25 protein-coding genes and 1 riboswitch are annotated in these 23,052 nt (G+C 73.0%); of the genes, 5 read left to right on the top strand and 20 right to left on the bottom strand.

The genetic code is table 11. From position 1 onward, the window contains the following. Positions 1-144: 144 nt before the first annotated feature. Together OG617_RS30965 and OG617_RS30960 are read right to left on the bottom strand one after the other, a co-directional pair. Positions 145-924 (bottom strand): endonuclease/exonuclease/phosphatase family protein, encoded by a 780-nt coding sequence (locus OG617_RS30965; RefSeq protein WP_405096432.1) that lies wholly within the window; start codon positions 922-924, stop codon positions 145-147. 195 nt (positions 925-1,119) lie between these two features. Next, positions 1,120-1,734 carry a malonic semialdehyde reductase gene (locus tag OG617_RS30960; RefSeq protein WP_405096431.1) on the bottom strand — a complete coding sequence of 205 codons (615 nt, stop codon included), beginning with the start codon at positions 1,732-1,734 and terminating at the stop codon, positions 1,120-1,122. 100 nt (positions 1,735-1,834) lie between these two features. Here OG617_RS30960 and OG617_RS30955 point away from each other — a divergent pair, with 100 nt between their 5' ends. From OG617_RS30955 to OG617_RS30945, 3 genes are read left to right on the top strand one after another with little or no spacing between them, the layout of a single operon-like run. Then, complete coding sequence (locus tag OG617_RS30955; protein ID WP_405096430.1) at positions 1,835-2,191, top strand: winged helix-turn-helix transcriptional regulator; 357 nt, start codon at positions 1,835-1,837, stop codon at positions 2,189-2,191. A 54-nt stretch (positions 2,192-2,245) separates the two neighbouring features. Then, positions 2,246-3,028: a GNAT family N-acetyltransferase gene (locus OG617_RS30950; protein ID WP_405096429.1), complete on the top strand. Its 783-nt coding sequence runs from the start codon at positions 2,246-2,248 to the stop codon at positions 3,026-3,028. Beyond that, positions 3,010-4,074, top strand: a complete 1,065-nt coding sequence (locus tag OG617_RS30945; RefSeq protein WP_405096428.1) for a YbhN family protein — start codon at positions 3,010-3,012, stop codon at positions 4,072-4,074. Before OG617_RS30950 ends, OG617_RS30945 begins: the two co-directional genes overlap by 19 nt. 107 nt (positions 4,075-4,181) lie before the next feature. Here OG617_RS30945 and def read toward each other — a convergent pair whose 3' ends face one another. Continuing rightward, positions 4,182-4,691, bottom strand: coding sequence for a peptide deformylase (gene def, locus OG617_RS30940; RefSeq protein ID WP_405096427.1), 510 nt, complete (start codon positions 4,689-4,691; stop codon positions 4,182-4,184). Continuing rightward, on the bottom strand, positions 4,688-5,887 hold the full coding sequence (locus OG617_RS30935; protein ID WP_405096426.1) for a chorismate-binding protein: 1,200 nt from the start codon (positions 5,885-5,887) through the stop codon (positions 4,688-4,690). Before OG617_RS30935 ends, def begins: the two co-directional genes overlap by 4 nt. 147 nt (positions 5,888-6,034) lie before the next feature. On the opposite strand from OG617_RS30935, the gene OG617_RS30930 reads away from it, so the two are divergent. Then, positions 6,035-6,235 (top strand): DUF5999 family protein, encoded by a 201-nt coding sequence (locus OG617_RS30930; protein ID WP_036371784.1) that lies wholly within the window; start codon positions 6,035-6,037, stop codon positions 6,233-6,235. A gap of 128 nt (positions 6,236-6,363) precedes the next feature. Here the strand turns inward: OG617_RS30930 and gcvP are convergent, their stop codons facing one another. Together gcvP and OG617_RS30920 are read right to left on the bottom strand one after the other, a co-directional pair. Further along, positions 6,364-9,186, bottom strand: coding sequence for an aminomethyl-transferring glycine dehydrogenase (gene gcvP / locus OG617_RS30925; protein ID WP_405096425.1), 2,823 nt, complete (start codon positions 9,184-9,186; stop codon positions 6,364-6,366). 78 nt (positions 9,187-9,264) lie between these two features. Next, positions 9,265-9,365: riboswitch (glycine riboswitch) on the bottom strand. A gap of 82 nt (positions 9,366-9,447) precedes the next feature. Beyond that, on the bottom strand, positions 9,448-10,347 hold the full coding sequence (locus tag OG617_RS30920) for an NAD-dependent protein deacetylase (RefSeq protein WP_405096424.1): 900 nt from the start codon (positions 10,345-10,347) through the stop codon (positions 9,448-9,450). Positions 10,348-10,443: 96 nt separating this feature from the next. Between OG617_RS30920 and OG617_RS30915 the strand changes: the two genes are divergently transcribed. Continuing rightward, positions 10,444-11,103, top strand: a complete 660-nt coding sequence (locus tag OG617_RS30915) for an NAD(P)H-binding protein (RefSeq protein ID WP_405096423.1) — start codon at positions 10,444-10,446, stop codon at positions 11,101-11,103. Positions 11,104-11,212: 109 nt separating this feature from the next. Here the strand turns inward: OG617_RS30915 and OG617_RS30910 are convergent, their stop codons facing one another. From OG617_RS30910 to OG617_RS30845, 14 genes are all read right to left on the bottom strand, one after another. Beyond that, on the bottom strand, positions 11,213-11,842 hold the full coding sequence (locus tag OG617_RS30910) for a DivIVA domain-containing protein (RefSeq protein WP_405096422.1): 630 nt from the start codon (positions 11,840-11,842) through the stop codon (positions 11,213-11,215). Further along, positions 11,839-13,056, bottom strand: coding sequence for a globin domain-containing protein (locus OG617_RS30905; protein WP_405096421.1), 1,218 nt, complete (start codon positions 13,054-13,056; stop codon positions 11,839-11,841). The genes OG617_RS30910 and OG617_RS30905 overlap by 4 nt, the downstream gene beginning before the upstream one ends. A 3-nt stretch (positions 13,057-13,059) precedes the next feature. Continuing rightward, on the bottom strand, positions 13,060-14,202 hold the full coding sequence (locus OG617_RS30900; protein WP_405104017.1) for a nitric oxide synthase oxygenase: 1,143 nt from the start codon (positions 14,200-14,202) through the stop codon (positions 13,060-13,062). Positions 14,203-14,681: 479 nt separating this feature from the next. After that, the gene (locus tag OG617_RS30895; RefSeq protein ID WP_405096420.1) at positions 14,682-15,266 is read right to left on the bottom strand and encodes a MerR family transcriptional regulator; all 585 of its coding nucleotides are present in this window, start codon (positions 15,264-15,266) and stop codon (positions 14,682-14,684) included. Between the two features lie 208 nt (positions 15,267-15,474). Then, a complete protein-coding gene (locus OG617_RS30890; RefSeq protein ID WP_405096419.1) occupies positions 15,475-15,939 on the bottom strand; it encodes a bifunctional nuclease family protein in 465 nt (154 codons plus the stop codon). A 224-nt stretch (positions 15,940-16,163) separates the two neighbouring features. Beyond that, the gene (locus tag OG617_RS30885; protein ID WP_405096418.1) at positions 16,164-16,868 is read right to left on the bottom strand and encodes a MerR family transcriptional regulator; all 705 of its coding nucleotides are present in this window, start codon (positions 16,866-16,868) and stop codon (positions 16,164-16,166) included. Positions 16,869-16,918: 50 nt separating this feature from the next. Next, positions 16,919-17,371 (bottom strand): FHA domain-containing protein, encoded by a 453-nt coding sequence (locus OG617_RS30880; RefSeq protein WP_007071101.1) that lies wholly within the window; start codon positions 17,369-17,371, stop codon positions 16,919-16,921. Between the two features lie 214 nt (positions 17,372-17,585). Then, a complete protein-coding gene (gene gcvH / locus OG617_RS30875; protein WP_405096417.1) occupies positions 17,586-17,966 on the bottom strand; it encodes a glycine cleavage system protein GcvH in 381 nt (126 codons plus the stop codon). A 62-nt stretch (positions 17,967-18,028) separates the two neighbouring features. Continuing rightward, complete coding sequence (locus OG617_RS30870; RefSeq protein ID WP_405096416.1) at positions 18,029-18,949, bottom strand: DUF881 domain-containing protein; 921 nt, start codon at positions 18,947-18,949, stop codon at positions 18,029-18,031. A 10-nt stretch (positions 18,950-18,959) separates the two neighbouring features. Beyond that, complete coding sequence (locus OG617_RS30865) at positions 18,960-19,292, bottom strand: small basic family protein (RefSeq protein WP_007071104.1); 333 nt, start codon at positions 19,290-19,292, stop codon at positions 18,960-18,962. Further along, a complete protein-coding gene (locus OG617_RS30860) occupies positions 19,289-20,269 on the bottom strand; it encodes a DUF881 domain-containing protein (RefSeq protein WP_405096415.1) in 981 nt (326 codons plus the stop codon). The genes OG617_RS30865 and OG617_RS30860 overlap by 4 nt, the downstream gene beginning before the upstream one ends. After that, positions 20,266-20,904 carry a CDP-alcohol phosphatidyltransferase family protein gene (locus OG617_RS30855; RefSeq protein WP_405096414.1) on the bottom strand — a complete coding sequence of 213 codons (639 nt, stop codon included), beginning with the start codon at positions 20,902-20,904 and terminating at the stop codon, positions 20,266-20,268. Before OG617_RS30855 ends, OG617_RS30860 begins: the two co-directional genes overlap by 4 nt. 291 nt (positions 20,905-21,195) lie before the next feature. Then, a complete protein-coding gene (locus OG617_RS30850) occupies positions 21,196-21,666 on the bottom strand; it encodes a MarR family winged helix-turn-helix transcriptional regulator (RefSeq protein WP_396681248.1) in 471 nt (156 codons plus the stop codon). 45 nt (positions 21,667-21,711) lie between these two features. Continuing rightward, positions 21,712-22,899 (bottom strand): PP2C family protein-serine/threonine phosphatase, encoded by a 1,188-nt coding sequence (locus tag OG617_RS30845; RefSeq protein ID WP_405096413.1) that lies wholly within the window; start codon positions 22,897-22,899, stop codon positions 21,712-21,714. Positions 22,900-23,052: the final 153 nt, after the last annotated feature.

The following is a 23,052-nucleotide window of genomic DNA, read 5'->3' as shown; positions in this document are numbered from 1 at the left end:
TGTCCGCTCGTACCGTCATCCGTTGCTTGCGGGGCGGAAGGTCGCTGGCGTGTGCCGGATGGCCGGCCGGGCGGGGAGCACTGTCGGCGGGGGCGCTGGTCCGGAAGCGGGAGCGCTTGCCGCGGACATGTGTGTCCGGGGGTGTCAGCCGAGGTCGACGACGAGGGGGCGGTGGTCGGAGATGGTGGAGGCTGGGGTGGTGACTGCGGTGACGGGTGGTAGGCGGTGGCGGTGGTGGCGGTCGGCGAGGATGTGGTCGAGTTGGACGCGGGGTCGGGCGGTGGGGTAGGTGGGGCGGCGGCCGAGGGGGGTCCAGCCGGAGATGAGTCGGGCGGGGCCGGCTGGAAGGTTGAGGTCGCCGAGGAGGATGCGGGGGGCGGGTAGGGCGCGTAGGGCGCGGACGGTCTGGCGGAGTTGGTGGGCGTTCCAGCCGGGGACGAAGGACAGGTGGGTGGCGGCGACGGTGATGTCGCCGTGGGGGGTGTCGAGGACGGCGGCGAGGACGACGCGGGGTTCGTCTTCGAGGAGGATGAGGCCGCCGCCGGGGCCGGGTACGTAGACGGGTGAGCGGACGGGGGCGGGTTTGAGGCGGGTGACCTGCCAGGTGTGGACGGGGTGGCGGGTGACCAGGCCGATGCCGTAGCAGGGTTCGCCGTGTCCGTCGTCGTCGTGGCGGAGGGGGCGGAACTGTTCGCCGGGGGTGCCGACGAGGGCGGCGGCGAAGCGGTGTTCGGGGGCGCCGAGGGCGCGGGCGGCGATGGCGGTGAGGTCGAGGTTGCCGCTGCGGGTCTGGTCGCGGTCGACTTCCTGTAGGGCGAGGACGTCGGCGTCGAGTGCGGTGACGGCGGCGGTGAGCCGGTCGGGGTCGACGAGTCCGTCGGTGAGGGATCGGCCGTGGAGCAGGTTGAAGGTGGCCAGGCGCACCTTTGCACCCTACGTGGGTGGTGGGAGGGTTGGCGGATGCTGAAGGTGTTGGTGTGTTCGATGGTGGTGTTCGTGGTGGTGGGTTTTGTGGGGGTGTGGTTGCGGCGTCGGCGTGGGCGGTGACGTGTTGGGTCGGTCGCGAGCGTTGGGTGGGGTGCCGGCCGGCGCGCAGCCCGCGCCGGCCGGCGGGGTCGGTCAGGCGTGGCGGACGATGTCGTTGTAGTCGAGGCGGGGCAGGCGGGGGAACCAGGCGTCGGGGCCGGGCTTGCCGAGGTTGACCACGAGCAGGGAGCGCCAGGTGCTGTCGGCGAAGAGGTCGCGGTCGACGGCGGCGGCGTCGAAGCCGGCCATGGGGCCTGCGGCGAGTCCGGCGGCGCGGACGGCCAGCAGCCAGTAGCCGATCTGGAGCGTGGCGTTGAAGCGGGCCATGCCTTCGCGGGCGGCGGCGTCGGCGGCGAGTCCGTCGCGCATCTCGGGGCGGATCGGGAAGGTGCGGGGGATGAATTCGTGGAAGTCGGTGTCGGCGGCGAGGACGGCCACGACGGGGGCGGTGGCGGTCTTGGCGCGGTTGCCTTCGGTCATGTGGGTGAGCAGTCGGTCGCGGGTTTCGCCGGGGCGGGTGTAGAGCACTCGCAGGGGCTGGGTGTTGGCGGCGGTGGGTGGGTACTTGGCGAGGTCGAAGATGGCGTGCAGTTGGGCGTCGGTGACGGGTTCGTCGGTGAAGGTGTTGGCGGTGCGGGCGTCGGTGAACAGTTGTGCCTGGGCGGCGGTGTCGAGGGTGATCAGGTTTGGCGTGACGGTGTCGGTCATGTCGGGGTTCCTTTGGGCCGGGGACGCTAGCTGCTGAGAGGCTAGCAGCTAGTTTTTTCGAAGTTGCATCATCGTGGGTAAGGCCACGTATCGTGGGGGCATGACGCCCCGCTCCCCCATTGGTGAGGTGCCCCGGTCCTGCGACGGGGGGTTGACGCGGGCGTTCGCGTTCCTCGGCAAGCGGTGGAACGGGGTGCTGCTGGGCACCCTGGCGCACGGGCCGGCGGGGTTCGCCGAGCTGACCCGCGCGTTGCCGGGGATCAGCGAGTCGGTGCTGTCCGACCGGCTCGGCGAGCTGGCCCGGGTGGGGCTGGTGTGCCGCACGGTGCGGCAGGGTCCGCCGCTGGGGGTGAGCTACGAGCTGACCGAGCGGGGCGCTGCGGTGCTGCCGGCGTTGGATGCCCTGGCCCGGTGGGCGCACGAGAATCTGCCCGCCGAGGAGTGCGGCGGGGCGTGAGTGGGTGGTCGCGTCGGGGCGGTGGTCGCGCCTGGGGCATGTGATCATCGTCGGATGCCGTTGCGCGCCGAACATGACCGGGTGCTGCTGGGGCGGTTGCTGGGCCGGGACCCGGCGCTGCACGCGTACCAGTTGGGTGACCTGGACGACTTCTTCTGGCCGTACACGTCGTGGTTCCGCCGCGGCGAGCAGGTCGCGTTGCTGTATCACGCGGTGGCGCCGCCGACGTTGCTGGCGTTCGCCGACGCCGCCGGCCGGGAGGAACTGTCGGCGCTGCTGACCGACCTGGCGCCGGTGTTGCCGGCGCGTCTGCACGCGCACCTGTCCCCCGGCCTGGCGCCGGTGCTGGCGGGCTGGTTCCACGTCGCCGACGGTGGCGCGCACCGCAAGATGGCGCTGACCGACCGGACGCGACTGGCCGCGGTTCCCGGCGAGGGGGAGCCGCTGGGTGCCGCCGACCTGCCGGAGCTGACGCGGCTGTACGCGGCGGCGTACCCGGGTAACTGGTTCGATCCGAGGATGCTCGACACGGGCCGGTATGTGGGGGTGCGTCGCGACGGGCGGCTGGTGGCGGTGGCCGGGGTGCACGTGTACTCCCCGGTGTGGCGGGTGGCGGCGCTGGGCAATGTCACCACCTGTCCCGGTTACCGGGGGCGGGGTCTGGGCGCCGCGGTGGTGTCCGCGCTGTGTCGGCGGCTGGCCGCCGACGTCGACCACGTCACGTTGAACGTGAAGGTCGACAACGTGGCGGCGCTGCGGCTGTACGACCGGCTCGGGTTCACCTTGGTGGCCGGGTACGGCGAGTACACCCTCACCGCGTGCGCGGGGCCGCGGTGACGGCCCCGCCGCGCGTCGAGCCGTCGGCGGGGCCCGCCGGGGGGCTGCGGCGGCGCCGGTGGGTGCGGCTGCTCGTCGTCGCCGTGGGGGTGGTCGGCGCGGCCGTGGTGGGCCTGCGGGGGCGGCTGCCCGATCCGCGGGAGTTCCTCACCGCGTTGACCGGTGCCGGCTACGGGTGGGTGGTGCTGGCGGTGCTGCTGCAGGTCGTCTCGCTGGCGGCGTTCGCGTTGCAGCAGCGGAGGCTGCTCGACGCCCTGGGGGTGCGCCTGCGGCGGAGCCGGGTGGTGGCGATCAGTCTGGCCGGCACGGCGTTGTCGATCTCGCTGCCGGCGGGGGCGGCGGTGTCCACCGGGTACGCCATCCGGGAGTACGAGCGCGCTGGGGCGTCCCGTGAGGTCGCGGCGGCCTCGGCGGTGGTGTCCGGGTTGGCGTCCATCGGCGGGCTGGCCCTGCTCTATGTGGGTGGGGGTGCGGTGGTGCTCACCCGCGCCCCGGGCGGGTGGGACTGGCGTGCGTTGGCCGTCGTGGCGGTGCTCGGTGGGCTGATCGCGCTGGCTGTGCTGGTCGGGCGTCGGCAGCCGCGTCGGCGTCCGGCCGGGCCCGTCCCGGGCCCCGACGTGTCGGGTGGTGTGGTGCGTCGGCGCGCGCGGGCGTTGTTGCTCTCGGCCCGTCAGGCGTGGCGGGCGGGGGCGTCGCTGCGGGCGCGGGACTGGGTGGGGGCGGTGGGTTACGCGGCGGTGAAGTGGGCGGCCGATCTGTTGTGCCTGGCCGCCGCCGCCCAGGCGTTGCGCCTGTCGGTGGGAGTGACCGCCCTGGCGGGCATCTATCTCGGTGTGCAGATCGTCCGGCAGGTGCCGCTGACCCCGGGTGGGGTGGGTGTCATCGACACCGCTCTGGTCGCCGGGCTCACCGCCTCGGGCGCGACCGCGGTCAGTGCCGCCGCCGCGGTATTGGTCTACCGGATGTTGTCCTGCTGGCTGCTCATCCCGGTCGGCGGGGTCGCCGGGCTGACGTTGCGCGGCGAGCGGGCCGCCAGCCGGGTCTGAGCGTCGGGGCGGTCAGGCCACGGCGGTGCTGCCGGCGTCGGCGAGGGCCGGGTGGGGTGGGGCCGCGTCCCGCCGCCCGACCGGTGGGGACGGCGGGAGAGGGTGGGTCAGCGGTGCCGGGTGGGTGAGTCGAAGCGGCCGGCGCGGATCTCCCGCAGTGCCCGCCGGCGGGTGTCCCCGCGCAGGGTGTCGACGTAGAGACGCCCGGCGAGGTGGTCGGTCTCGTGTTGCAGGGCGCGGGCGAGGAATCCGCTGCCGGAGATGGTCAGCGGTTCGCCGTGCTGGTCGAAGCCGTGGGCGGTGGCGTGCAGGGCGCGGGGGGTCGGGAAGTACAGGCCGGGGATGGACAGGCAGCCCTCGTCGTCGTCCTGGAGTTCGTCGGACAGCTCCACCGTCGGGTTGATCAGGTGGCCGCGGTGGCCGGCGGCGTCGTAGACGAACACCTGGGCGGACACGCCGATCTGCGGGGCGGCGACGCCGGCGCGGCCGGGTTCGCCGAGCAGGGTGTCCATCAGGTCGCCGACCAGGGCGCGCAGGTCGGCGTCGAAGCTGGTCACCGGCTCACAGGCGGTGCGCAGCACCGGGTCGCCGATGATCCGGATGGGTCGCATCGTCATGGCAGCAGGCTATCGGCCCGTGACCCGGGTGCGGGGGTCAGGGCGGCGCGGACGGGTCGGGCCTTGGCGGCGGCCTCGGCGACCTCGGCGTCGGGGTCGCTGTCCCAGGTGATGCCGCCGCCGGCCCAGCCGTGCAGCAGGTGCCCGTCGGCGGCGGCGGTGCGGATGGTCAGGCCCAGGTCGACCCGTCCGGCGCCCACCCAGCCCAGCGCGCCCATGCTCGCGCCCCGGCCCACGGGTTCGCGGGCGGCGACGACGTCGAGGGCGGCCAGTTTGGGTGCGCCGGTGACCGACCCGCCGGGGCAGACCGCGCGCAGCAGGTCGGCCAGGCCCAGGCCGTCGGCGGGGGTTGCCGACACCGTCGATTCGGCCTGCCACAGGTCGCACCAGCGGCGTACGGCGAACAGTTCGTCGACGGTGACGGTGCCGGTGGCCGCGACGCGGGCCAGGTCGTTGCGTTCCAGGTCGACGATCATGATGTGTTCGGCGCGTTCCTTGGCCGAGGCGAGCAGTTCGGCGCGGCCGGCGGCGGTGGCCGGGCGGGTGCCCTTGATCGGGCGGGTGACCAGCCGGCCGCCTTCGACGGCGATCAGGGTTTCCGGGGAGGCGCAGCCGATCGCCCAGCCGGGCCCGTGCAGGGTGCCGCCGTAGCGGGCGCCGGGCAGCCGGGCCAGCCGGGCCAGGGCGGGGCGGGGGTCGCCGGTGTACGGGGCGGCGGCGTGACCGACGAGGTTGACCTGGTAGACGTCGCCGCGGCCGATCGCGGCTCGTACGGCGGTCACGGCGTCGGCGTGCTGGCGGGTGCTCCAGCTCGGGGTCCAGTCGCCGACCCGCCAGGGGCCGGCGTTCGGGGCCGGTGCGGCGGTGGGGGTGGGGGTGTGCGCGTAGACGACCACGGCCAGGTCGGGCAGGGCGGGGGCGGGGCTGGGGGCGCCGGGTGTCGCGGCGGCCATCACGGCCCCGGCGGCGGCCGAGACGTACACGGCGGCCCCGCACACCCCGCCCGGGTTGTGGGTGGCGGGGCGGGTCAGGTCGTCGACGTCGAGGCCGTGGGCGGTGAGGAACTCCTCGACGAGGCGGGCCGGGTCGCCGCCGTCGCGCAGGCGCCAGTGCAGGCGGTCACGTTCGGTGAGGTTGCCGCGGCAGGCGGTGGGGGCGGCGGGCACGTCCACCCGCGTCAGTGAAAACGCTTCCACGCCGTCCGGCCCAATCTGCCTCGTCCGTTCAGTGGATTTCCCCCCGACATGGTGTGAACCCGCTCGATGGGGCTCGCGTTCGCTTGGTACTGTGCGTCACTGGTCATGTGAACCATGACACAGTGCCCCCACAGTCCGGAGAACCCGATGTGCCAGCACCAACCCACCTGCCCCTCCGCCGAAGCGACCGACAGGGAGGCGGCCCGGGTCCTCGCCTGCTTCCCTGAGCAGGGCTGGAGCCTGCTCTGCAACGGTGTCATCGTTTTCGAGGACACCGGCGAGCTCCTCCCCGACGGCAGCACCATCGCCCCCCATCGCGGTCCCGCCCGCCACGCCCTCGTCGCCTGACCGTTCACCCAGCGTCAACCTGCCGCGCTCCGTCGACCACAGGCCCTCCCCCGGTCCCGCGACCAGCCTGCCCCGGGTCGACGCACCCGCCGGGGCGGCGCGAACCACCGCCCCGGCGAGCCCCGACGTCACTGCTCGAACGCCTCCGCCGGCGGACACGAGCACATCAGGTTCCGGTCGCCGTACGCGCCGTCGATCCGCCGCACCGGCGGCCAGTACTTCCCGGCCCGGTCCACGCCCGCCGGGTACGCCCCCACCGACCGCGGGTACGGGTGCGGCCACTCGTCGCCGGCCACCATGGCCGCCGTGTGCGGGGCGTTCGCCAGGGGATTGTCGCCTGCCGGCCACTCACCCGAGCCCACCTTGTCGATTTCCGCCCGGATGGCGATCATCGCGGCGCAGAACCGGTCCAGCTCGGCGAGGTCCTCGCTCTCCGTCGGCTCCACCATCAACGTCCCCGCCACCGGGAACGACATCGTCGGCGCGTGGAACCCGTAGTCGATCAGCCGCTTCGCCACGTCGTCGACCGTGACCCCGGTGGCCTTCGTCACCGGCCGCAGGTCCAGGATGCACTCGTGCGCCACCAGGCCCTTGTTGCCCGCGTACAGCACCGGGAAGTGTTCCCGCAGCCGCACCGCCACGTAGTTCGCGGCCAGCACCGCCACCCCCGTCGCCCGGGTCAGGCCCGCCGCGCCCATCATCCGCAGGTACGCCCACGGGATCGGCAGGATCCCCGCCGACCCGTACCGGGCAGCCGAGATCGCCGGCCGGCCCGACTCCGGCTCCCCCACCGGGTCGCCGGGCAGGAACGCCGCCAGGTGCGCCCGCACCGCCACCGGACCCACCCCCGGGCCGCCCCCGCCGTGCGGGATGCAGAACGTCTTGTGCAGGTTCAGGTGTGACACGTCCGCGCCGAACCGGCCCGGCTTGGCGAACCCGACCAGGGCGTTGAGGTTCGCCCCGTCGACGTACACCTGACCGCCCGCGTCGTGGACCCTCGCGCACAACTGCGCGATGCCGGTCTCGTACACCCCGTGCGTCGACGGGTACGTCACCATGATCGCCGCGAGCGCGTCCCGATGCTTGTCGATCTTCGCGTCGAGGTCGGCCAGGTCGACGTTGCCGTCGCCGTCGCATCCCACCACCACGACCCGCATCCCCGCCATCACCGCGGACGCCGCGTTCGTGCCGTGCGCCGACGACGGGATCAGGCACACGTCCCGGTGTCCCTCACCCCGGTCCCGGTGGTACGCGCGGATCGCCAGCAACCCCGCCAGCTCCCCCTGCGACCCGGCGTTGGGCTGCACGCTGACCGCGTCGTAGCCGGTCACCTCCGCCAGCCACCCCTCAAGCTGGGCGATCATCTCCCGGTACCCGGCCGTCTGCGCGGCGGGCGCGAACGGGTGCACGTGGGCGAACTCCGCCCAGCTCACCGGCTCCATCTCCGTGGTCGCGTTCAGCTTCATCGTGCACGACCCCAGCGGGATCATCCCCCGGTCCAGGGCGTAGTCGAGGTCCGCCAGCCGCCGCAGGTACCGCAGCATCGCCGTCTCCGAGTGGTGGCTGCGGAACACCGTATGGGTGAGGAAGTCCGAGGTGCGCGCCAACGCCGCCGGCAGGGCCGCGTCCACGTCCCCGTCGACCCCGGTCACCCCGAACGCCGCCCACACCGCCGACAGGTGCGCTGCCGTGGTCGTCTCGTCGCAGGAGATTCCCACCCGGTCGGCGTCGACCAGGCGCAGGTTCACCCCCCGCCCGGCCGCTGCGGCCACCACCTGCGCGGCCCGGCCCGGCACGCGCGCGGTGACCGTGTCGAAGAACGCGACGTCCGCCACCGCCACCCCGCCGGCGCGCAACCCGGCCGCGAGCCGCGCCGCCATGCCGTGGGTACGCTCCGCGATGCCCCGCAGCCCGTCCGGGCCGTGGTAGACGGCGTACATGCCGGCCATCACCGCCAGCAGCACCTGCGCGGTGCAGATGTTGCTGGTCGCCTTCTCCCGCCGGATGTGCTGCTCACGGGTCTGCAACGCCAACCGGTACGCCGGGTTGCCGTCGGCGTCGCGGGACACCCCGACCAGCCGGCCCGGCAGCATCCGCTCCAACCCCGAGCGCACCGCCAGGTACCCGGCGTGCGGGCCACCGAAGCCCATCGGCACCCCGAACCGCTGGGTGGTGCCGGCGGCCACGTCCACGCCGATCTCCCCCGGCGGGCGCAGCAACGTCAACGCCAGCAGATCCGCCGCCACGCACACCAGCGCCCCCACCTCGTGCGCCGCCGTAACCAGCGCGGCGTGGTCCCGTACCGCCCCCGACGCCCCCGGGTACTGCAGGTGCAGGCCGAAGAACTCCGCCGGCAGCTCCTCGGCATCGACGTCGACCACCCGCACCTCGATGCCCAACGGCTCCGCCCGGCTGGTGATCACCGCGAGGGTCTGCGGCAACGCGTCGGCGTCGACGACGTACACGCTGCTGCGGCTCTTCGACGCGCGGCGGGCCAGGGTCATCGCCTCCGCCGCGGCGGTGCCCTCGTCGAGCATCGAGGCGTTCGCGGTGGCCAGCCCCGTCAGGTCGGTGACCATCGTCTGGAAGTTCAGCAGTGCCTCCAACCGGCCCTGGCTGATCTCCGGCTGGTACGGGGTGTACGCCGTGTACCACGCCGGGCTCTCCAGCACGTTGCGGCGGATCACCGCCGGGGTGTGCGTGCCGTGGTAACCCAACCCGATCATCGACACGGCGACGGTGTTGCGCGCGGCCAGGGCCCGCAGCTCGGCCAGGGCGTCGTGCTCGCTGGCCGGCTCCGGCAGGTCCAGGGTGCCGTGCCAGCGGATCACCTCGGGGATCGCGGCGTCCATCAGCTCGTCGACCGAGTCGTAGCCGACGGCCTGAAGCATGCGGCGCTCATCGGCCGGGTCGGGGCCGATGTGGCGGGCGGCGAACTGCTCTACGGTCATGGCGGCGCTCCCGGAAGGGGTGAGGTCGACAGGTCGGCCTCCCCCTGAGTCGCACCCCGGGAAGGGCGCTCCACAGTGCCTGCCCACGAGGTCCTTTTGCCTGAGAGGTTCCGGGGAGGAAGCTGCCCCTTCGGCGCCGCCGGCAATGATCACCGAGCGGTCTCTCCCACGTGGGGTACCGGCGACACCCACGCTACCAGCGTGGCCGGTGCCGGCGGACGTCGTCCCCCCGAGCAGTGGATCACCGGCCCGGGCGGCGGCTCAGCCCGCGACCGACGCCGCCCACCCGCCGGACGCGCCGGCCGCCGCCTCCGGGGCCGGGGACGCGCCGGCGAGGCGGTCGGCCAGCGCCGGCAGCAGCACGCCGAGCGGCGCGTCGGCCCGTACGGCGGCGTAGGCGTCGCCCCGGGTCGCCCCCTGGTTGACGATCGCCACCGCAATGCCCCGTTTCGCCGCCCGGATCACGAACCGGCGCCCCGACATCACCGTCAACGACGACCCGAGCACCAGCAGTGACCGGGCCCCCTCGACCAGGTCGAAGCAGCGGGCCACCCGGGCGGCGGGAACCGTCTCCCCGAAGAACACCACGTCCGGTTTCAGCATCCCGGTGCGGCAGAAGCCGCAGTCGACCGTCCGGAATCCGGCCACCTCGTGGTCGGCGAGATCCACGTCACCGTCGGGGTTGACCGCCGCGGCCACCGCGTCGAACCCCGGGTTGGCCTGCCGCAGCCGCCGGTCCAGCTCCTCGCGGGAGGTGTGGTTGCCGCAGTCCAGGCACACCACCTCGTCGAGGCTGCCGTGCAGCTGCACCACCGGCTCCGACCCGGCCGCGGTGTGCAGACCGTCGACGTTCTGGGTGATCACCGCGTCGACCAGCCCGCCGCGCTGCAGGCGGGCCACCGCCCGGTGCCCGCCGTTGGGGGTGGCCCGGGCGATCGTGCGCCACCCCAGGTGGCTGCGCGCCCAGTACCGCCGCCGCGCCACCGGATCCCGGGTGAACGCCTGGTACGTCATCGGAGTGTGTCGACGCGCCACGCCGCTGGGCCCCCGGTAGTCGGGGATGCCCGACTCGGTGGACAGGCCCGCCCCGCTCAACACCACGACACCGCCCTCGGCGAGCAGCCCCGCCAGCGCGTCGAACGTCTCGGTCACGGGGTCCATGCTGCCTCAGCGACGCCCCGCCGGCGAGCACCGGCCCCGTGACCATCCTCGCCGCAGCGCCGGTGCCCGCGCGCCCCGGCGGCTACCGTGGCAGGTATGCGCGTCGTCATCGCCGGAGGGCACGGCAAGATCGCCCAGCTGCTGCACCGGGAACTCGCCGGCCGCGGCGACACCGCCGTCGGCCTGATCCGCGACCCCGGCCACGCCGCGGCGCTGCGCGCCACGGGCGCCCACCCCGTTGTCTGTGACCTGGAACACGCCGACGCCGCGCAGGTCGCCGCCCACCTCGACGGCGCCGACGCGGTGGTCTTCGCCGCCGGTGCCGGCCCCGGCAGCGGCGCCGCCCGCAAGGACACCGTCGACCGGGCCGCCGCCGGTCTGCTCGCCGACGCCGCCGAACAGAGCGGGGTACGCCGCTACCTGCTGGTCTCCTCCATGGGCGTCGACACCGACCCACCCGCCGGCACCGACGACGTGTTCGCCGCCTACCTGCGGGCCAAGAAGGCAGCCGAGGACGACCTCACCGGCCGCGACCTGGACTGGACGGTCCTGCGCCCCGGCCGGCTCACCGACGACCCGCCCACCGGCCGGATCACCCTGACCCGGCACGCCGGCCCCGGGGCGGTCACCCGCGCCGACGTCGCCCGGGTCCTCGTCGCCCTGCTGTACCACCCGGGCAGCGCCGGCACGGTCCTGGAACTGGTCGCCGGCAACACCCCGATCGCCGACGCCGTCGCCAAGGCCGTCCGCCCCTGACCGGCCCCGTGCCGGTGTCGGCCAGTTCGAGGTGGTCGCCGACGGACAGCCGGCCGCCGTCGCCGACCGGGGGTTCGGCGCGGCCCCCGCCCGCCCAACACGCGCGAAGTCAGCCGCCGACGACCTGCCGTAGCTGCTGACTCGCCTCTCCCGCCGCCGCCGCGTCGGCCCGCAACTGCTCCGCCTGCGCCGACAGGTGCGCCTGCCACTGGTGCAGGTGCTGCTGCGCCGTCGCCACCGCCGCCAACAGTGCCGCGTGTCGTGCCTCCAACTCGCGGATCTGCCGCTGCGGGTCCTCCGACCGCGAATCCGGCCACCCCGGCGTCGCCCCGGCCCGCCGGTGCGCCTCCGCGAGGATCTCCTCGGCCTGCCGCCGCGCGTCGGCGATGATCTCCGCGCCCTCCTCGCTGGCCTCACCGATCACCCGGTTCGCCTCGTCCTGCGCCCGCACCGCCAACTCGACCACCATCGGGTCCGGGCCCTGTGGGGCGGTACTCGGCAACGCGCCGTGCCGCAGCATCTCCACCTGCTGCACCAGGCTCTCGTTCTCCCGCCGCAACCGCTGCAACTCGCCGTCGAGCAACGCGATCCGCCCGTCGGCCGACCGGGCCATGTCCGTGACCTCGTCGACGGACACCCACTCGCTGCCCCGGAACCGCCGCGCCTCCACCGCCCGCAACGCCCGGACCGTGTCCTCCCGCCGGAAACCGGCGGCCCCGTCGCCGTGCTCGACGCTCATCGCGCACCCGTCCCGGTGAAGTCCCGCGACGCGGCAACCGCCGTCTCCGCGAGGGGCGGATAGAGCGAATGGTCGTAACTCTCGGCCAGGATCCGCTCCGCCGGCACACCCGTGGCCACCAAGGCTCCGATCGTCTCCCGGGTCATCTCCGGACTGCCACACACCAGCACATCGGTGTCCCACCACGGACCCAACCGCCCCGCCGTGTCAGCCGCCGTGCCCACCGCACCCGACCACTGCCATCCGACCTCCACCGTCGGCACGTACCGCAGCCACCCCCCGGCCCCACCGGAGGGCCACGTCGACGCCAACTCCCGCAACACCCGGTCGTCGTACAGATCCTCTGCGGTCCTCCCGCCCACCACCAGCGTCGTCGCCCGCCCCGGCCCCTGCCGCAGCGCCTCCACCACCGCCCGCAGCGGCGCCAGCCCCGTCCCCCCTGCCACCAGCAGCAGCGGCAGGTGCGGCGACCGGTCGTACGACGACAACGCCGTGCCCACCGGGGTGCCCAGCAACACCTGGTCACCCGGCCGCAGCCGGCGCACCAGATGGGTGGAGAACCGGCCCGCCGCGCGGACGTGGAACTCGATCGTCCCGTCCGGACGCGGCGCGTTGGCCGGCGACAGGTACCGCCACACCCGCAGCTGCGGCACCTGCACCGGCAGGGACTGCCCCGGCAGGTAGTCGCACAGATAGTTGGGCCGGACCGTGAACACGCACACGTCCGCGCGGCGCCGCTGCACCGACAGGACCTCCGCCTCCCAGTACGGCGGCGTCGACCGTTCCGCGTCCGTGGCCCCCGTCAGCATCAACCGGGACACCACCTCGTACGCCGAAGCCCACTGCGCCCGCAACTGCGGGGTCCACCGCGGCCCGAGGAACCGCTCCAACGTCGCCAGCAACGCCTGTCCCACCCACACGTAGTGCCACTCCCCCATCGGCACCTCCCGGCCCTGCCGGTCCGTGCCCCGGAACCGGCGGTGATCCGCCCCCAACCGGTGCGCGAACGCCGACAACTCCCGCTCGTCGTCGACGTGGGACACGATGTGCCCCAACGCCGCCAGCAGCTTGTCCTCCTGGTAGCTCATGTTCGTCGGGAACATCGACCGCGCCTCCGGCGCGATCACGAACAGGGTGGCGTAGAAGTACTTCGCCGCCTCAGGACCAGCCGCGCAGAACTGCGCCCAACTCTGCCGCAACGCCAGGACGTCCACGCCTCAGTCCTCCCGCCTGCGGGCGGCGTCGTGCCGCTCCCGCAGGGTCAGCTCCACCACACCGGCCGGCCCATACGCGCGGTCCGCCTGCCACAGGTTCGGGTTCGGCACCCGTGTGTCGTAGTAACGGTGGTGCACCGGGTGCAACGCCGCCCACCCCACACTGCCGTTGAGCCACGACCAGTCGCCGTGCACGGGCCGGCCGGCCCGTTCCTCCTGCGCGCAGAACTTCATGAACAGCTCCGACTCGGTGTGCGGATCCGACACCCGTACCCCCGCCAGCCGGAACGAGTGCAGCACCGCCTGGTTGAGCACCAACACCGCGTGCTCCCGCCACAGCGTGTCCTCCCGGGACGTGTCCAGCCCCAATCCCCGCGCCACCGGCAGCAGCTGGTCGTACCGGTCCCGGTCGCCCATGTTGCGGGTCCCGATCTCGTCACCCAGGTAGTGCCCGTTGAACGGGGCGCAACTGTAGTCCACCCCACCGAGGCGCAATCGCATGTTGCTGATCACCGGCAGGGCGTGCCACCGCAGCCGCAGCTCCTCGAACCACGGATACGCCGGATGCGCCAACGCGACCTCCCGCACCAGGTCCCGCGGCACCTGTATCAGGGTCGGATCCTCGTACACCGTCTCGATCACCCATGGCAGCAGGTCGAACCGGCCCGGCACCGGCGGTGGACTCCACCCCAACCGCAGCGCCGCGTCCGTCATCGCCACCTGTGCCGGATCGCCCAGCACCGACCCGCCGCTGGTCCGGTGTCCGCAGTAGCGGATCAACTGGTCGTTCCAGATCCGCGCCCGCGGACCCACCCGCGGCCGGTCCGGCGCGAACACCGTCATCACCGACTGGATCCGGCCGCTGTTGTCCGCCACCGCCAAGTGCTGCGCCAACTCCCGCGCGATCCCCGCCACCGTTGTCACGTCCCGGCGGTCCCGGACCCGCAGGCCGGCCCACCGCACCCGGCCCACGCAACGCGCCGACTGCCGCCACGCCACCTTCGCCCCGTACCCCAGCTCCTCGCGGGTGTGCCGGTACGTGCCCGTCAGGGCGACCTCTTCCCGCACCTGCGCGATCCGTGCGGCCACCCCCGGCAGCCGCCGCTCGTCGTGGAACAGGTGCAGGAACTCCGTTGCCTCCGCCAGCACGTCCCCGACGGGCGGCGTCGCCACCCGGCCGGCGTGAGTGACCGGGCATCCCGAGGCGTCGGCGTCCCCGACACGCCCGCCGACGTCCACCAAGGTCACAGCGGCATGACTGTCAGTTTGCACTACGGTTCAAATCCGATCGTCGGGCAGGCGACCTCGCCGTTCCCTGCGTCGTCTCCGTCCGCCGACCCCACCATCGTCACTGACAGTGAGAACCCGAGGCGGGGGGCGAACGCCGCACATAGGATTACCGGCAACGCCATGACTGTCAACAAGACGACGCAAACCGGGAATGTCCACATGGGACGCTTTCCGGCGTGGCCGGACCAGCGCGCACCCCCCCACGCCGGACCGTCGGCGTCACCGCAGTCGGGACGACAGCCCCACCGGCTCCGCAGGGGGTCACGCCGGGAACGACACCCGACCGCCCGGCGCGAACCCCGCGCCACGAACACCCACGGCGCCCGCCCGACGCCTCAGCCGGCCCGCCGACGCGCCCGACGAGCGGCCAGCTCGTCGCCCGCCAGCTCCGCCGCAGGCTCCTCCACGACCCCGCCCGCCGGCTCCGCCGGCAGATCCGACAACGAGCCCTCGACCTCCTTGAACGCCCCGCCGATCGCGATGCCGAACACGCCCTGGCCACCCTGCAACAGGTCGACCACCTCCTCCGGCGACCGGCACTCGTACACCGTCGTCCCGTCCGAGATCAACGTGATGCCCGCCAGGTCGGCCACCCCCCGCGACCGCAACGCCTCGATCGCCTTCCGGATGTTCTGCAACGACACCCCGGCGTCCAGCAGCCGCTTCACGACCTTCAACACCACCAGGTCGCGGAACGAGTACAGCCGGGACGTCCCGGAACCCGACGCGTCCCGCACACTCGGCACCACCAGCGACGTCCGCGCCCAGTAGTCCAACTGCCGGTACGTGATACCCGCCGCGTGACACGCGGTCACACCCCGGTAGCCCACCGCGCCGTCACCCTCAGACGCCGGCCCCGTCGGCCCCACACCCGCCCCGCGCTGTTGCGTACCAGGCTCGGGATCTCGCGGCTCGTGCATCCGGACAACCTCCCCGCCAGTGCGGTGACACGTCGCTTCCGGGACGTGCACCCCTCGACACGGCAACCCTATAGCGCGCTTGAGGAGTTACCGGGCAGGAACGGCCGCGACACGCCGCGCGGCCGCAGCGAAGATCCACGGCAGGTCACCCACAGTGACGATGCCGGAACGGGAAGGAATGCGCGCGGGGTCCCACCCGCGCCGGGGGTCAGCCCGCGAAATCCTCCGGGCTCACCTGCTCCAGGAACTCCCGGAACTTCTCCACCTCGTCCTCCTGCTCGTCCGGAATCACGATCCCCGCCTCACTGAGGACCTGCTCCGCACAACGAATCGGCGCACCGACCCGCAACGCCAGGGCGATCGAGTCACTCGGCCGCGCCGACACCCGCACCCCGTCACCGATCAACAGATCGGCGTAGAAGACGTTCTCCTTCAACTCGGTGATCTCCACCGCCCGCAGCGGCGCCTCTAGCGCCGCCAACACGTCCCGCAAAAGATCATGCGTCAACGGTCGGGCCGGCTTGACCCCCTGCTGCTCGTAAGCGATCGCCGTCGCCTCCACCGCACCGATCCAGATCGGCAGATAGCGATCCCCCTCGACCTCCCGCAGCAGGACGATCGGCTGGTTGCTGGGCAACTCCACCCGAACTCCGACCACGCTCAGCTCGCGCACCGCCGCCTCCGTGTCGTTGTCACCTACGCCCGCACCGCAACCTTCCCTGCACGGTACACGGACCGCGACACGCACATCCCATGCGCTACGTACACCACGCCCCGCGCCGGAAGGGGTTACCCCGGCAAGCCTACGACACGCGCCCCGACCCCGGTCTTTCCCACCGGCCCCCACAAACACCACGCGACCCGGACCACCGTCCGGGCCGCGCAGCACACATCAGCTCACCGGCCCAACGTCGACCGCAACCCCACCCGCACCAGCGCCGCGTGCAACTGCTGCGACAACGCCACCAACTCGCGCGCCGTCTCCGCCGCCCGCGCCCGCGCCGCCGGATCACTCTGCCGCGCCAACGGGGCCACCAACTGCGCGAACAACCCCACCTCCCGATCCGCCGCCGTCCGGTAACCCCGCAGATGCCGAGGCTCCAACCCGTACGCCGCCAGACCAGCCACCGCCCGCGCGATGATCAACGCATCCCCGTCGTACCAGCCCGGCGGATCCGACACCAGGATCCCGAGCCGCTCCAACTCACCCAACGTCGACTCGTCGATCCCGCTCCGCGCGACCAGATCAACCCGACCCAACCGCACCTGCGCCGAATCCACCGGCGGTTCGGCCGCCGGACGACCCGGCACCTCACCACCCGGGCCCACCGCCACCAACGTCGGCCGGGACGGCGTTGGCCCGTCCGCCGACACGTCCCACTGCGCCAACTGCTCACGGATCACCCGCAACGGCAGATACTGGTCCCGCTGCGCGGTCAACACGAACCGCAACCGCGCCACATCGTCCCAGCTGTACTTCCGATACCCCGAAGCCGTCCGCTGCGGCTCCACCAGCCCCTCGGACTCCAGGAACCGCAATTTCGAGATCGTGACGTCAGGAAACTCCGCCCGAAGCTGACCCAGTACCTCGCCGATACTCATCAGCGGTTGGGCACGGGCCACCCCGGGAGGCGTCGAAGCCGCAGGCTCGTTCACCCCCGGCCGGCCTCCTCCTCCGGGCGCGGACCGGCGATGAACACCACCCGGAACTTGCCGATCTGCACCTCGTCACCATTGCTCAACGTGGCCGCCTCGACCCGCTCCCGGTTCACGTAAGTGCCGTTCAGGCTCCCCACGTCCCGCACCGTGAACGTGCCACCGTCCCGGTGGAACTCGGCATGCCTCCGCGACACCGTCACGTCGTCCAGGAAAATGTCACTGTCCGGGTGCCGGCCACTCGTCGTCACATCATGATCCAGCAAGAACCGGGCGCCCGCGTTCGGACCCCGACGAACCACCAGCAGCGCCATACCCGGCGGCAACGAACCGGACATCCGGCTCGGCACCACATCGGTGTCCGGCCCCTCCAGCACTTCGTCGAGCGAACCGAGGTTGAGCGTCGAAGTGACGTCGAGCGGGGGGAACTCGTCGTCTGGGCGCGTCATGGGACCACCTCACGGATCTGTTTCAGGTCGGCGTCGGGGTAATGGCGGGTCTGGCCGCCGGGCAGTCCACCCGGCGGCTGGCTCCCCGTGCCCGGAAAGGCAATTCCGCAACGCTCAACTCATTGGGTTCTCGGTTGACTGGGCGAGCCTAGCCAGCACCGAAATGCAGGGCAACCGGACGCGCGGACACAACACCCGCACGCCCCACGGGCACTCAGCTCTCGGTGAGCTCGCGATACGCCCCGGCGGTCAGCAGCCCGTCCACCGCCACCGGATCGCCCGGCGTGATCTCCACCAACCAACCCGCACCGTACGGATCAGAGTTGATCACCTCCGGAGTGTCCGCCAACGCCTCGTTCCGCGCCGCCACGACCCCACTCACCGGGGCGTAGATCTCGGACACGCTCTTGGTCGACTCGATCTCACCCAAGGAATCACCCGCGACCACCTCCGCGCCTTCTTCCGGCAACTGGACGAAAACGATGTCACCCAACGAGTCCTGCGCGAAGTGCGTGATGCCGATCCGGACAGAGCCCGACCCGTCACCCGCCACCCACTCGTGCTCGGCGGTATACCGCAGATCTTCAGGAATCACCAGACGTGTCCTTCATCGTCGAGCCGACATCGCTGCGCCGGCGGACCGGCGCGCCGCGCCGGTCAGGAGACCGGACGGGCGTGTTCCAACTTCACGGGCGCGTGCAGGGCCGAAACCTCGGCAACCTCACGATCCTCAACGATCACGTTACCGCCGTCACCGGCAACCGATGCGGCCACCCCGCCCGGAATCCTCAACGCCGTCGCCATCGTCGTCGGATCACCGATCACCGTGATCGTGAACGGACCCGTCAACGGACGCCCGTCCACCACCAGAGCACCGTCCCCGCCGTCCAGGAAATACGTCGACGCGATGACCCGCACCGACGCCCCGTCCCCACCGGAGACCTGCATCGCCTCCGCCCCCGCGCCCCGCAACTCCTGCACCGCGTCCAGGATCCGGTACGCCGAGATCGGCTTCGACCCCGCCTCGAACCGCACACTCAGCCCCGGCCCCCGCGCCGGCAACGTCCCCGCCAGGATCCCCAACTCGTCCGCCCGCCGCGTCGCCTCCTCCAGCGCCGCCTGCCGCCCCTGCTCACCCGAACGCAACTGCCGCTGGCTCTCCTCCAACGACTCGATGTCCTGCCGCAGCCGCTTCTCCCGGGAATCCAGATCCGAGAAGATCCGCACCAGGTCCTCCTGCCGCGTCGCCGCCGACGTCGGATCCGTCGACGTCGTCCGCAACTGCACCACCAGGGTGAACCCCAACAACCCCAACAACAACGCGATCATCGCCCCCGCCGAGGTGAACCGCCGCCCCAGCCCGAACACAGCCCGAACGCCCGACGAACCCTCCGGCGCCCCGGCACCCGAGGACCCCGCATCCTCCACCGGCGGCTCACCCTCCGGCGTCAACGGACTGATCTCGTCCGGATCCGGTGCCTCCGGACGCGGATCCGGCTCCCCCGCCGGCCCCTGCGGACGCGTCGGACCCGTCGGCCGCGGCCAACCGGTGCCCGTCTCGCTCTGCTCCTCGCTCATCACCACAAACCTACGCCCGGAACAGGTGCCGACGGATCGCCGCCACATTCCCGAAGATCCGCACCCCCAACACGACCACCACACCGGTGGACAGCTGCCCACCCACCCCCAACTGGTCACCCAGGTACACGATCAGACCCGCCACCAGCACGTTCGAGATGAACGACACCACGAACTGCTTGTCGTCGAAGATCCGGTCGAGCTTCGCCCGCACCCCGCCGAACACCGCGTCCAACGCGGCCACCACCGCGATCGGCAGGTACGGCTGCAACGCCGCCGGGACCGTGGGATCCAGGTACACCCCCAGCACCACACCGGCGAGCAACGCCAACACCGCGATCATCGGCCACCTCCGGAAGGGCTGGGAGACGCACCCGAGCCGGACGGCTCAGGCCGGGACGAACGGTCGGCACCCGATCCCGACACGGACGGACTCGGACTGACCGACGGCTCGGCGTAGCGTAGCCGTGGCTCCGGCGCCGCCGGCAGGGTGAGGTCATCCACCTCACGCACCTGGAACGACAACCCCACCGACTCCACCAGGTCCCGCATCAGATACGCCGCCCGACTGTCCTCGAACCGGTCCCGCATCGACCCCGGCCCGATCGCCGACACCTCGTACGGACCCGTCACCGGCCGGAAATCCACCAGGATGGCCTCACCCGCCGACCGGATCGTCGACGTCGCCGTCAACCGCTGCCCGTTGATCGACACCGCCTCCGCACCCGCCGCCCACAGGTCGTTGGCCACCTTCTGCAGATCCGTGTACAACACCCGCGGCGGACCGCCCCCGGACCCGGTCACCCCGTCCTTGTCCTGCGCCGGCGCGTCCGCCAACCGCACCACCACACCGTCCCCGCGCACCCGGCCCAGCCCCGTGCCCGCCTCCAGCCGACGCAGCCGCGACGCCTGCGAACCACTCAACGCCGCGTCCCGCTGCCGACCGACCTCCTCACGCAACCGGTCCGCCCGCGCCGCCAGCCCGTCGGTCTCCGCCTCGCGCTCCTTGATCTCCGCCACCAGCCCGGCCCGTGCCTGGCTGCGCCCCGGCTCCTCGGCCATCGTCTGCCGGTACGCCACCGCGAACAGGAAACCCAACGCCACGGCCACCACCAGGCTCACCGACCGCGACGGCCACGCCCGCCACCCCGACGGCGCCGAGGAAGGCGCCTTCCGGCGGCGGGCCGCCGCGTCCGCGTAACCCGGATCCAACGGGTTGCGGAACAACTCGGTCAGGAAATCCGGCGTGTACACCCGGGACGACGGGCCCCGCCCCTCGCCGGCCGCGCCCGGCCGCTGCCCCGCCGGATCCTCAGTCATGCCGGCACCCCCGACGACCCGGCCCGCACCGAGCGCACCAGCCGCGTTGCCTGGACCACGTAGAGCGCGCCGGCCGCCCAGTAGAGCACCAGCCCCCACCACGCCAGGCCCCAGCCGACCGCGCCCGCGGCCGTCGCCGTGGCCGCCGACGTCGCGTGCGCCACCAGCAGGACCGGGAACGCGGCCAGCAGCAGGAACGTGGCGGTCTTGCCGACGTAGTGCACCGGCGGCGGGCCGTAGCCGTGCCGGCGTAGCACGCCGAGCGACCCCAGCAGCAGCAACTCCCGCGCCAGCAGCGCGGCGGTGAACTGCCACGGCACCACCTCACGCGCCGTGAACGCCAGCAGAGTGGCCAGGATGTACAACCGGTCGGCGAACGGATCAAGCAACTCGCCCAGGCGGCTGACCTGCTGCAGCCGGCGGGCGACCCAGCCGTCCACCCAGTCCGTCGTGCCCCCGATCGCCAGCACCACCACGGCGGCGACGTCGGCGCGCCGGACCAGCAGCAGGTACAGGAACAGCGGGACGCCGAGCAGCCGGACGAAGCTGATCAGGTTGGGCAGGGTGAGGATCCGGTCCCGGCTCGGCCCAGCGGTGTTTTCCGGGGGTGACGCCCCCGCCGGCCGACGCGACACCGAACCTCCCCCCGCAGCACGGTCCGGCACCCGCGGGCGGGTGCTACGGAAGGACGTGCGCGTTGCCGGGCCGGGCTCCGCCGGCGCCTGTGTGGTCCCGGACCGGGACCATCTCCCCTGGTCGACCTGCGGTCACGGGGACCACCGGCCGGTGAGTTGCGCTGCCACTATATCGGGCTCGCTTTCGGCTTCCACGGGCCCGCGTTCGGCTGACCGGCCGTGTTCGGTGTGTTGTGGCGGAGATCACGTCGCATGCGAGGTCCCAGGGAACGGGGTGTGCGCGGCGGCGGGTCAGGCCGTTCGGGCCGGCGAGTCCGACTGGGCATCGACCGGGCCGGGCGCGGCCGCCTGCCCGAACGCCAGCAGGGCGAGCAGCAGCTCGTGCTGCGTGCGCGGGGGCATCCGGTCCAGTACCGCGCCGATCGCGCGGTGCCGGCGCTCCACCAGCTCCCCCAGCAGGGCCTCGGCGGCTGCCGTCGGCACCAGCCGGACCTCCCGCCGGTCCCGTGGGTCGGCGGCCCGCCGCAGCAGCCCGATCGCCTCCAGCCGGTCGCACAACCGGCTCGCCGACGACGGCACCACGTCGAGCAGCTCCGCGAGCCGGTTCACGTTGGTCGCCGGGCGGCTGCTGATCAGCGAGAGCACCCGCAGCTGGGTGGGCGACACGGTCATCCGGTGCCGGGAACCCGCGGGGTCCAGGACGCCGACGAGCACCTCGGCGGCAGCGGCGATCGCCGCTGCCAGATCCGGAGGTTGCTCCACCAACGTCCCCTGCGAGTTCGCGCTCGTGTTCCGCTTACCGCCCCGTCACCGCGCCCAGCCGACCCCTGTCCCGCTCTGGCCACGCCAGTCGAGGCAGACGACCACGGCGTCGTCGCGGAGATCGACGTCCGCGTGATAGGACTGCAGCCCGCGCATCACCGTACCAACTGCCTCGGTCGCCGGTTGCAGCCGCGTCGCGCGCATGGACCGCGCCATGGCCCGCTCCCCGTACGGTTCGCGGCCGCCGGGAGCCGCCGCGTACACGCCGTCGCTGACCACGAACAGCCGGTCCCCGGGCTCCACGGTGAACTCCTGCACCTCGTACCGGGTCTCGGCGAACATGCCCAGCGGCAGCTGCTGCTCCAGCGGCACCCGGACGACCGACCGGCCGCGCACCCGCAGCACGTGCGGGGACCCGGCGTCCACCGCCCGGACCCGGCCGTCGGTGGTGTCCAGCTCCAGCAGCAGCGTCGCCACGTGCCGCTCGCCCCGGTGCTGGAAGAAGATGGTGTCCGAGGCCAGCTCGGCCTGCTCGACCAGGCTGCCCCCGGAGCGGCGGGCGTTGCGCATGGCGTTGACCGACACCGCCGTCAGCAGCGCCGCCGACAGGCCCGTGTCGGCGCCGTTGAGCACCGTCACGGTGAGCCGGTCACCATCCACCGACCAGTCGAAGTGGTCACCACCCACCGTGTACGCCGGCTCAAGCTGCCCGGCCAGCAGGAACGCGCCGTGCGTCACGCTGCGGCCCGGCAGCAGATCCCACTGCATCTCGGCGGCCATGCTCAGCCGCTCCCGGCGGCGGGCCCGGCGGTACCGGTCGGTCTGCCGGTCCGCCGCGCGCAGCGCCACCGCCAGCTCGCCGGCGATGTCCCGGACCGCCTCGACCGTCGCCGCCGACGGGGCGGCCGGCAGCTCCACCAGGTACACGCCGAGACGTTCACCCCAGACCGTCAGCGGAAGGTACACCCGGCACCGGCCGTCGTCGCCGCCGTCGAACACCGGCTGCTGGCTGCTGAAGCAGCGCTGGGCCATGCCGTGGCAGGCGAGGAAGCCGGCGTCGGGCAGCTCCGGGTCGAGCACGGGCCACAGCCCGCTGATCCGGTAGTCGGCGACGAAGACGTCCGTGCGCGACGCGCCCAACCCGGCGCGGACGGCCCGGTCGGCGACCTCGGCCAACCGGTCGGGCGGCGCCTCCCGCAACACGCGGGCCACCGGTCCGAACGCGTCCGACATGATCACCCTCCGGCAACTCTTGCTGTAGGGCAAGCATCATACGGAGGGCCGGAGCCGGCCGGCCGGGCGCGGTCGGCCGGTGGCGCGCGACGGCGGTCAGCCGGCCGAGGAGGCCGCCGAGGGCCGCCGCCGCGTACAAGCCCGTCGAGGGTG

The organism is Micromonospora sp. NBC_01412 (assembly GCF_045040215.1).
Taxonomy (GTDB): domain Bacteria; phylum Actinomycetota; class Actinomycetes; order Mycobacteriales; family Micromonosporaceae; genus Micromonospora; species Micromonospora rubida.
This window is presented reverse-complemented; position numbering and strand designations above follow the sequence as displayed.